4 protein-coding genes are annotated in these 12,367 nt (G+C 34.3%); all 4 read right to left on the bottom strand.

All coding sequences use genetic code 11. From position 1 onward, the window contains the following. Positions 1-4,997: SprB repeat-containing protein (locus HM985_RS16620; RefSeq protein WP_179377342.1), on the bottom strand; the 4,997-nt coding region annotated here is incomplete at its 3' end. Between the two features lie 550 nt (positions 4,998-5,547). Next, positions 5,548-7,524, bottom strand: coding sequence for an OmpA family protein (locus HM985_RS16615; RefSeq protein ID WP_179377341.1), 1,977 nt, complete (start codon positions 7,522-7,524; stop codon positions 5,548-5,550). Positions 7,525-7,534: 10 nt separating this feature from the next. Further along, positions 7,535-8,461, bottom strand: coding sequence for a PorP/SprF family type IX secretion system membrane protein (locus HM985_RS16610; RefSeq protein WP_179377340.1), 927 nt, complete (start codon positions 8,459-8,461; stop codon positions 7,535-7,537). Positions 8,462-8,494: 33 nt separating this feature from the next. Further along, a partial coding sequence (locus HM985_RS16605; protein WP_179377339.1) for a DUF7507 domain-containing protein occupies positions 8,495-12,367 on the bottom strand: 3,873 nt, incomplete at its 5' end.

Genomic DNA, 12,367 nt, shown 5'->3' with positions numbered 1-12,367 from the left:
ACTGTGGCTTGATTACTTACAATACCTGCATCAATATCTGATTGAAGTATCGTATAATTTGCTGTGTATAACCAAGTCTCATCGATATCTAAAATGTTATCTCCATTTAAATCTCCTGACGATAACGTGATTACTCCACCTAACATTACATCAGTCAATACCACACTTGTGATTGCTAATTCGCCTTCATTAGTTACTGTAAAATTATACGTAATTGTTTCGCCTAAGTCTGCGTAGCCATCATTATTTTCGTCATTAAATATTGATGTTTTAATCACTGCAATTCCACTTTCTTGAGGCATTACTGTTTCTGTAATGTCATCTTCTAAAACTGAATCATCATCTGAAAGATCTGTTAATGTAGATCCATCCGAACTTGTTCCAGTTACTGTGGCTTGATTACTTACAATACCTGCATCAATATCTGATTGAAGTATCGTATAATTTGCTGTGTATAACCAAGTCTCATCGATATCTAAAATGTTATCTCCATTTAAATCTCCTGACGATAACGTGATTACTCCACCTAACATTACATCAGTCAATACCACACTCGTGATTGCTAATTCGCCTTCATTAGTTACTGTAAAATTATACGTAATTGTTTCGCCTAAGTCTGCGTAGCCATCAGTATTTTCATCATTAAATATTGATGTTTTGATAACTGCGATTCCGCTTTCTTGAGGTAATACCGTTTCTGTAATGTCATCTTCTAAAACTGAATCATCATCTGAAAGATCTGTTAATGTAGATCCATCCGAACTTGTTCCAGTTACTGTGGCTTGATTACTTACAATACCTGCATCAATATCTGATTGCAGTATCGTATAATTTCCTGTGTATAACCAAGTCTCATCAACATCTAATATATTATCACTATTTAAATCTCCTGATGATAAGGTAATTATCCCACCTAACATAGCGTCGGTTAAGACGACATTAGTAACAGATGTACTTCCTTCATTAGTTACTGTAAAATTATAAGTGATTGTTTCTCCTGAGTCTGCGAAGCCATCATTATTTTCATCATTTAATACTGATGTTTTTATCACTGCTATTTCTGCAGTTTGAGGTAAATTTATTATTGTAACATCATCTTCAAAAACAGAATCATCATCAGAAAGATCACCTTCTTCCGTTCCATCATCTACGTTTACAGATGTGATATTTGCTTGATTACTTACAAATCCTGTATCTACATCCGATTGTGTCAATGTGTAATTTGCAGTATACAACCAGGTTTCATTAACATCTAATTCAGTATCTCCATCAGTATCGCCAGATACTAAATTAAGTTCACCACCTAGCATAGCATCAGTCAACACTACTGAAGATAAATCTACACTGCCTTCATTTGTAACTGTAAAATTATAAGTCAATGTTTCACCTGCATCTCCAAATCCATTTGCATTTTCATCATTAAAAACCACTGTTTTTATCACTGCTATATTTGCAGGATCACATAAATTTGAATTTACAGCATCAATATAACTACCATAAACTTCAATAGAATTAATGACACCAACAAGTGATGCTACTGTAATTTGAATTTCATCAAAACTCAAAGTCGTGTTGAAAGCCACGACATATAGTCCGTCCGTGGTTAAAGGCGTAATAGTAACTAAACCTAATGCTTCTAAAGCTAATAAATTACTTGCCGTTTTTTGTTCCTGTAGAACACCATCAAGGTATGTTGTTAAAGTTATAGAATTTAACAAATCAACTTCCAATAGATCGTTAGTATCACGAATTACAAAACCAGCTCTTGTACCTATTGGATAATCTAACAACACATCTTGTACCGAAATTGACGCTGTTGCAGCAACACCTGCCACGACGTTAATTAAAGCAAAATCACTGCCATCTTCAGTCAATACGTTTTGTGAATTATCTACCTCACAAGCTATACATGCCACACCATCTGTCCCTGTTTTATCATTACTAATAATTACAGAATCATTTGGATTAGATAAAACATAGGGCGCATCACAATCAATGGTTCCTGAACAAAATGTTTCTAGTACCGTATTATATATCCTTGTGCTTCCTAAACTTAAAGATACTAATTGCGATAAGGTAATTTGTACTTCATCAAAAGGTGAAGTAGAAACAAACCCTACTCTTACAGATTCATTTCCTGTTAATAATAATCCTGAATTTACAGGTAATAATTCTGTTGTTCCTGTTTTAGACTCTACCAGTACCCCATCTAAATATGTAGTAATTGTTACAGCATCAAATAATTGAGTATTTAGTAAGTTTGCATTTTCGATATCAAAACCAGCATAAGTCATCGCTGGGTAATCTGCTAATTCATCTTTAACCGCTAATGAAGCAGTAGCTGCAACACCAACTAACAAATCTATTGTTGCGTAATTACCTGCATTTGTATCAAAAAGATTACTTGTATTATTAACACTACCAATTCCTAATAAACCACCTGTTCCAGTATGCTCATCTACAATCCTTACAGGAAATTCTGGTTTTGTTAATGCCGTTGGTGTATTACATACTAATTCTGGCCCTTCACAAAAGCTATTAGTTACAGCATGATAAACCTTTGTTACAGAAAGCACATCTAATAAACTTGAAATAGAAATTTCAACAGCATCATAATCCATACTTGTATAAAACCCTACATAATATTGATCAGAGCCTAATATTGTACTATTAATCACCGCTAAAGATGCACTTGCATCTGACTCTTGCTGAACACCATCTAAATATGTTTTAATTTCAATAACATCTAATAAATCTGCTTGCAGAATAGAACTATTTTCGATTAAATATCCAGCATAACCACCACCTTCAAAAAATTCTCCAACAGTTGCGTCTGTTGCTCTCAATGTATGCGTAACACCCAAACCTACTAAAGTAGATACAGTGGCATAATTACTACTGTCTGCATCTGTAATATTTTCTTCATTCTCTATACCACATCCTAAAAGACACACCCCTGTTGTCGTTTCTGAGACTGTTAAATCAGTAAAACTATTAGCCGTAATTGCTACAGGATTTTCTGTATTACAAGGTACTGGATACTGAACCCCGTCTGTATAAACTATAAATTCGGCTGTAGCTTCACAATTGAGTGCATCTGTAACAGTTACAGAATAAGTCCCTGGTACTAAACCATTAATAGAATCTGAAGTTTCCCCGTTTGGACTCCACAAATAAGAATATGGAGGTGTTCCACCAGACACAGATACAGAAAGCGCTCCATCCGAAAGCCCCAAAGTAGTTTCGTTAGTAACGGTTCCTTCGATCTGAATGGTTGTATCTACATAACTTCCGTAAACCTCTATACTATTAATTACGGAAGCTATTGCTCCTACGGTTAATTGTATTTCATCATATTCTAGACTTGTTTCAAAACCTATTAAGTAAAATCCATCTGCACTTGAAGGTGTAATATTTATTATCCCTAAAGCCTCTAATGCTAATAAATTACTCGATGTTTGTGACTCTTGAACAACACCGTCTAAATATGTTGTTAGTGTTATTGAGTTTAGTAAATCTAGTTGAAGTAAATCATTAGTATCTCTAATTACAAAACCGGCTTTAGTTCCAGAAGGATAAGTATCTATTACATTGAGCACAGCTATAGAAGCTGTATTAGCCACACCAGCAATAACATTAATTACTGCAAAATCTGAAGTACTTTGACTTATAACATTCGTTGCATTATCTACTTCACAACCTACACAAGCCACACCTTCTACTCCTGTATTTGTATTATTGATAATAACTGGCTGTAATGGATTACTTAATACCGTAGAACTACTACACTCTAATGAGCCTTCGCAAAATGACTCTAAAACTAATCCATATATCTTAGTGCTTCCTAAATCTACGGTAAGCGTTTGATTAATTGTTAATTGTACTTCGTCAAAAGGTAAACTTGACACAAACCCAAACTGAGAGCGTTCAGAGCCTGTTAGCAATAAAGCACTATCAACTGATAAAAGTTCTGAACTCCCTGTTTTACTCTCCTGAAATGCTCCATTTAAATAGGTTGAAATTGTAATACCATCTAATAAACTTAAATTTAATACTGATGTGTTTTCAATATCAAAACCAGCATAAGTCATCGCTGGATAATCTGTAAACTCATCCTTTATCGCTAAACTTCCTGTAGCTAAAAGACCTACAGTAAAATCGATACTTGCATAAGAATTTGTATTAGAATCAACAGCAGCATCTGCATTTTGAATAGTACCAACACTCAACACACCTTCAAAACCAGTGTGCTCGTCTACTATTTTAGCAGGAAAACTTGGTTTTGTTAACATTGTTGGCGTATTACAAACTAAGGCAGGACCTGCGCAATAACTATTAGTTACAGCATAATACACTTTTGTTGAGGAAGAAACACCAACCACACTTGATATAGAAATTTTAATAGCATCATAATCTAGCGCGGTATCAAATCCAACATAAAATTGATTACTTGATAACAAATCGCTATTTATAGCTAGTAAATTACCACTTGATTCCGAATCTTCTTGCTCTTGACCATCTAAATAAGTTGTAACAACAATACTGTTAAGTAAATCGACTTGAACCAATGAAGAGTTTTCTATTAAAAACCCAGCAAAACTACCACCATCATAAAATTCATCTGCAGTATTATCTTTAACCGTCAAAGTATGTGTTACGCCAACTCCTATCGCCGTATTTAACGTCGCATAATTGGTTTCACTTGCATCAGTTAAATTTCCCTCATTGTAAACATTACAACCTAAAAGGCATAAACCAGATGTACTTTTAACCACTTCTAGATCTGTATAATTTAAAGATGTGATAGGTACAGGTAGATCTGTATTACAAGGAATAGGTACAGGAACAAAATCATTACTTATTTCATGGACTACGGTAACATTTTTTAAATCCGTAAATGAAAAAAGCACTAATGCTAAGAGTAATAAAAATAATAATGACTTTGTTTGGGTGAAAATTTTTCTAAAAATGAAGCGTAAATTAGTAGGTGTGTTCATAGATAATAGTTATATAAAATTAGTAGTTTCTAATTATTAGACATCAAGTAATCAACACATAGATTGAATAACTCAATTAATAAAAACACAACTTTTATATTTAAAATAATCTTATTAGATCATTAAATTTTAATTGTGTTTTTACATAAACTATTTCTTAGGGAGGAAATGGTAAAAATGGCAGGCAGAAAATATATTAGCACTTAACATAATGAATTACAAGAACTAACATATCAACAACTTTAAAATGCTTATTTACCATAAAATTAACATAATTACCAAATACCACACTCAAGTACTTATTTTTTCGTTGAAATACTTATTTTTTTAACATTTAACATGATTTATATCATATTATTATCTATAATAATTAATTATACAAAAAAAACAGCTGGACTATTGTCCTAACTCCTAGACAATCAACCAACAAAAAAATGAAGAGAAAGCCATCAAGCTATATATACTATTGTTCGATGTGATCACTGAAAATTGAGCACAAAAAAGCCGCTTATAAATAAGCGGCTCTTGTAATTATTAATTATGATTGTTATTAATCATCGCATGTTTTTCCATCAATGCTTGTTATAATAAATTCACTACGTCTGTTTAATTGGTGCTCCTCTTCTGAACAAGAAGATTCACTAGTCGGTTCGCAACCACAATCATTTACTAATCGAGATTCGCCATAACCTTTAGCAGTTAAGCGGTCTATTGAAATGCCTTTATCTACTAAATATTGACGTGTTGATTTAGCACGTCGCTCAGATAATTTTTCATTATAAGAAGCTGTTCCTCTACAATCGGTATGAGAACGAATATCAATATGCATTGTAGGATATTTATTTAATACCGCTAATACTTTCTGTAGCTCGATCTCTGCATCATATCTAATATTAGATTTATCAAAATCAAAATAGATAATTGGAATATCTAACACTTTAGCTAAATCATCACATGGTTCTATTTGTTGCTCATCTATCTCTAATAATAACTGTATTTGTAATTCTTGTTGTTTAGATGGAGTTGTAAAACGTTTTTCATCTGAAGCATATTTCTCTTTTTCTCCTCTAACTAAGTATTCGGTTCTACACGCTAAATCAAATTCAAATATAGCATCATCACTTACTGTTTTTCGTTCTATTTCATTTCCTTCTCCGTCATATAAAACCACTGTTGCATTTGGTATTAAAGCGTTTGTGTTTTTATCTTGAACTATACCTGTAACTAATTGCTTACATTCTGTAATATTGAACGTATAAATATCATCACTTCCTTTTCCACCTTCTCTATTAGAACTAAAATAAACACGTTTAGTCACTAAGTTTTCATAATACCCAAAATCATCAGCCTCACTATTAACTGGTTTTCCTACGTTTTCTATTTTGAAACTTCTTTTTGAACTTAATTTAAGTTGATTATCTAAATCTTCTGATTTAAACACATCAAAGCCACCTAAACCAGGATAACCATTTGATGAAAAGTATAAATCACCATTAGTATTCATAAAAGGGAATGACTCTTTTCCTTCGGTATTAATTGTAGGTCCCAAATTTGAAGGTTCTCCTAAAGTTCCATCGTCATTTACATCTACAACAAATATATCTGACTGACCAAAAGTACCTGGCATATCAGAGACAAAGTATAGCTTAGAGCCTGTAACATTTAATGTTGGGTGTGCCACACTATAATCTTCACTATTAAAATGTATCTTATGAATATTTACCCATTCACCATCTTCATTTAATACTGCTCTGTATAACTGTAATCTATTAATTCCAGAATTGTCTTCTTTATATCTTGAATTGAAATAATTATTTCTTGTAAAGAAAACATATTTTCCATTCGGAGAAAATACTGCACTTGATTCGTGAAACTTAGTATTAACTTCGCCTTCTAGTTCTTTTACTTCTCCAAAAGTACCATCGTCTTTATATTCTACTGAATACAGATCTAAATAAGGTTGCTCATTCCATCTGTATTTACGACCACCACCTCTTGCTGAGGCAAAAACAATTGTGTTTTCATATTCTGTAGTTCCAAAATCTGAGAGCTCTGTATTGATCTCTAAATTTTTAACCTCTATATCGTCTCTACTTACATCTTCGATAACCGTTTTGTAATCTACTTTTGATACAAATGCTCTTCCTCTTAAATCCTCTGGTTTTAATTGGTTGAATTTTTGCATCCATTTATCAGAGTCTTCATAGTCCCCAATACTTTTAAGAGCTAATGCGTATCTAAAATAATACTCTGGCTCAATAACTTCTTCAAGCGCTATTAATTCCCCGTACCATTTTGCGGCATCTTTCATTTCATTTCTGAAATAAAAAGAGTTACCTAATTTCTGAAATAAGTCTACAGATTTATAGCCTTTATTTGCTACTTCTAATAAAACTTCGCTTGTTTTTACGTAAGCAAAATCTTCATAATCATCTTTAACACTTTGAATTTTTCCATTTTGAGCAAATGTCAAGGTTGAGAATAAAAGTGCTACAATTAATAGTGTGTATGCAGATTTGTTTTTCATTTTCATATTTTTAAAAGAAACGTGGGGATAATATTCTACCTAATCTTTTTACTTCAAATCTTAGGGTAATTTCATGCGTTCCGCTATTGTAATTATTTAATCCTGTTGTTGTCATATCATAACTATAACCAACAAACATTCCTGGTGTTACTTGAAAACCTGCTAGCGCACTAACGGAATCATCCCATCTCCAAGCCAAGCCTGCTGTTAACTTTTTTTGAAACCAAAAGTTAGCAGAAACATCTGCTATAATAGGTGCACCAGAAACCCCTTTTACTAAAAAGGCAGGTTTAAATTCTGTTGTCTCACTAAGGTTAAACACATAACCACCAATAAGATAAAAATTCATGCGCTCTGTTGCTACAGATTCTATATAGTCATCATAATGATCCGTTTGCAAGAAATTAGGAACAGCAGCACCAAAATACCATTTTCTGGTGTGTAAATACAAACCTGCACCTACCATTGGCGACGTTCTATTTATGTTATCACTAAATACAACGTCAGGATTTTGAAAACGTCCTTTACTCCAGTCTGTTTCTAAAATATGTAGCCCGCCTTTTACTCCAAACGATAACTTTAAATCATTTGCATTTAGAGGAATGGTATAAGAAAAATTAGCATCTACAAAAGTTTCTTTTGCTGGTCCTAATGCATCACTTACAATATTTAAACCTAAACCAATACGCTCATTACGTAAAGGTGAGTGAATACCTAATGATTGCGTTTGTGGAGCTCCGTCTATACCAACCCATTGACTTCTATGTATACCTACAACACTCAGCGTTTCCCTTTGACCTGCATAGGCTGGATTAACACTTAAGGTATTAAACATATAGTGTGTGTATTGTGGATCTTGTTGAGCCATACTATGAGCACTAACAAGTACAAATACTAAAACTATTAATCTTTTTATTATTGATGATTTATGTATCATTCTAATATATTTTATAATTCCGTGTTAATTAGTTTATCTATTAAGGTATACCCATCCTACTCTTGGATCCGAACCGTCACCTAAATCAAGTACATAATAGTAAGTCCCTACTGGTAACTCGTCTGATTGATTAATTACAGAACGACCGTTAGAACGTCCATCCCAATCATTTAAATAACCTCTCTTACTGTAAACTAAATTACCCCAACGGTTATAAATTTCTAGTTTGTTATCAGTATATCTTTCTAAACAATCTATTACAAATGTTTCATTAACATTATCCCCATTTGGAGAAAATTCATTGTAGATTGTTAAACATATTGGGTCTACTTCGGCACTACTTTCATCATTATCTTCATTAACATCGATACCGCCTACTGAACTATCTATATATGCTATATTTAGATAATCACCAAATCCTAATACTTCAACTGTAATCTCTAAAATTTCAACTTGATCTGGATCTAGTTGTAATAATATCCATTCACCTGTAATATCTGAATAACTAATGTTTCCTGCTGTAGAGATATGCGACACATAATCATAACCACTTGGTATTTGCTCACTGATAATAACATCTGTAGCAGTGACATTACCAATATTAGCAACTTCTATTGTAAATATCACTTGTGAACCGATCACAGGCTCTAATACATCTACAATCTTAGTAACTTCTAAATCATAGAATGAATTAACAGTGGTTACTGTTGGATCATCTGGATCCCCATCGCCATTTACATCATTATCATTAATGTCATTTGGGTCATCACTAGTGTCAACAATATCATCTGAAGGATTTCCTAAATCACCTCTAGGACCTTCACTACTTACTGTTGCTGAATTGGTAACATTGCCTTCATCTAAATCAGCCTGTGTAATCTCGTACGTTGCTGTAAATGTCGTGCTATCAATTTCACCAGGTAGTAATTGACCAATTGGTCCACCTGCTAAATTTAAACCAGGTAGATTATCTAGAACTACAATATCTGTTAGTGTAACATTTCCTGTATTCTCTACAGTAAAAACATATGAAATTAAGTCTCCTAAGCTTCCTGCGATACCATCTCCATTAGTATCTTCTAACTCTAAAGTGGTTTTTATTAAGCCAATACTTGGATTTGATACTATCGTTGTTATTGTGGCATCATCTTCTGTATTGCCATCTGTATCATCGTCATCATCACTGGTATCATCAACTGTTGTTCCTGCTGGACTATCGCCTTCGGCTAAAACACTGTTACTAAAACCTCCTGCATCTATTGCATCTTGTTCTATAACATAAGTTGCTGTATATGTTGCCGTTTCCCCTACTACTAATAAACCTTCTACACTTCCTGCATCTGAACTATTAAATGTTGGGCCTGTTAATAAAGTTAAAGTATTACCATTAGCATCTACAAAGGTATCCGTGATAGCTACATTATCTAAGCTTACGTTTCCTGTGTTTTCTACAGTTATCGTATAAGTCATTGTATCTCCTAAACTTAAGCCGCTTGGTAATACATCATTACTGATTGCTACTGTTTTAACAGCTTCTAGACTTGGTGATGCTGTTATTGTTGTTACTGTGGCATCATCTTCTGTATTACCATCTGTATCATCATTATCATCACTGGTATCATCAACTGTTGTTCCTGTTGGACTATCGCCTTCGGCTAAAACACTGTTGCTAAAACCTCCTGCATCTACTGCACCTTGCTCTATAATATAAGTTGCTGTGTAAGTTGCTGTTTCTCCTACTAATAATGAACCTTCTGCACTTCCTGCATCAGCACTATCAAATGTTGGACCTGTTAATAAGGTTAACGTGTTACCGTTAGCATCTTCAAAAGTATCTGTGATAGCTACATTATCTAAACTTACGTTTCCTGTGTTTTCTACAGTTATCGTATAAGTCATGGTATCTCCTAAACTTGAGCCTGTTGGTAATACATCATTACTGATCATTACGGTTTTAACAGCTTCTAGACTTGGTGATGCAGTGATTGGTGATACTGTGGCATCATCTTCTGTATTGCCATCTGTATCATCTCCATCATCACTGGTATCATCAACTGTTGTATCTGTTGGGCTATCTCCTTCTGCTAATACACTATTGCTAAAACCTCCTGCATCTATTGCATCTTGCTCTATAACATAAGTTGCAGTATAAGTTGCAGTCTCTCCTACTAATAATGAACCTTCTGAACTTCCGGCGTCAGCACTATCAAAGGTTGGTCCTGATAATAACGTTAACGTGTTACCGTTAGCATCTTCAAAAGTATCTGTGATAACTACATTATCTAAACTTACGTTTCCTGTGTTTTCTACAGTTATCGTATAAGTCATTGTATCTCCTAAACTTAAGCCCGTTGGTAATACATCTGTTGTAAGTGCTACCGTCTTAACAGCTTCAATACTTGCTGATGCTGTAATTGTTGTTACTGTGGCATCATCTTCTGTATTGCCATCTGTATCATCATTATCATCACTGGTATCATCAACTGTTGTTCCTGCTGGACTATCGCCTTCGGCTAAAACACTGTTGCTAAAACCTCCTGCGTCTATTGCATCTTGTTCTATAACATATGTTGCTGTATATGTTGCCGTTTCTCCTACTGCTAATAAACCTTCTGCACTTCCTGCATCTGAACTATTAAATGTTGGACCTGTTAATAAAGTTAAGGTGTTACCGTTAGCATCTACAAAGGTATCTGCGATAGCTACATTATCTAAACTTACGTTTCCTGTGTTTTCTACAGTTATCGTATAAGTCATTGTATCTCCTAAACTTAAGCCCGTTGGTAATACATCTGTTGTAAGTGCTACCGTCTTAACAGCTTCAATACTTGCTGATGCTGTAATTGTTGTTACTGTGGCATCATCTTCTGTATTGCCATCAGCGTCATCGTCATCATCACTGGTATCATCAACTGTTGTTCCTGCTGGACTATCGCCTTCAGCTAAAACACTGTTGCTAAAACCTCCTGCGTCTATTGCAGCTTGTTCTATAACATAAGTTGCTGTATATGTTGCCGTTTCTCCTACTGCTAATAAACCTTCTGCACTTCCTGCATCTGCACTATTAAATGTTGGACCTGTTAATAAAGTTAAGGTGTTACCGTTAGCATCTACAAAGGTATCTGCGATAGCTACATTATCTAAACTTACGTTTCCTGTGTTTTCTACAGTTATCGTATAAGTCATTGTATCTCCTAAACTTAAGCCTGTTGGTAATACATCTGTTGTGATTGCCACCGTCTTAACAGCTTCTAGACTTGGTAATGCTACTATTGTTGTTACTGTGGCATCATCTTCTGTATTGCCATCAGCGTCATCGTCATCATCACTGGTATCATCAACTGTTGTTCCTGCTGGACTATCGCCTTCAGCTAAAACACTGTTGCTAAAACCTCCTGCGTCTATTGCAGCTTGTTCTATAACATAAGTTGCTGTATATGTTGCCGTTTCTCCTACTGTTAATAAACCTTCTGCACTTCCTGCATCTGCACTATTAAATGTTGGACCTGTTAATAAAGTTAAAGTATTACCGTTAGCATCTACAAAGGTATCCGTGATAGCTACATTATCTAAGCTTACGTTTCCTGTGTTTTCTACAGTTATCGTATAAGTCATTGTATCTCCTAAACTTAAGCCTGTTGGTAATACATCTGTTGTGATTGCCACCGTCTTAACAGCTTCTAGACTTGGTAATGCTACTATTGTTGTTACTGTGGCATCATCTTCTGTATTGCCATCAGCGTCATCGTCATCATCACTGGTATCATCAACTGTTGTTCCTGCTGGACTATCGCCTTCAGCTAAAACACTGTTGCTAAAACCTCCTGCGTCTATTGCAGCTTGTTCTATAACATAAGTTGCTGTATATGTTGCCGTTTCTCCTACTGCTAATAAACCTTCTGCACT

It is taken from the genome of Winogradskyella wichelsiae (assembly GCF_013403925.1).
In the GTDB taxonomy this organism is placed as follows: domain Bacteria; phylum Bacteroidota; class Bacteroidia; order Flavobacteriales; family Flavobacteriaceae; genus Winogradskyella; species Winogradskyella wichelsiae.
Note: the sequence above shows the minus strand (reverse complement) of the source record. Positions and strands in the feature narration are given on the sequence as shown.

Excerpts from the sequence above, each read along its gene's own strand:
- HM985_RS16615 (WP_179377341.1), bottom strand. The coding sequence starts at position 7,524 with ATGAAAAACAAATCTGCATACACACTATTAATTGTAGCACTTTTATTC.
- HM985_RS16610 (WP_179377340.1), bottom strand. The coding sequence starts at position 8,461 with ATGATACATAAATCATCAATAATAAAAAGATTAATAGTTTTAGTATTT.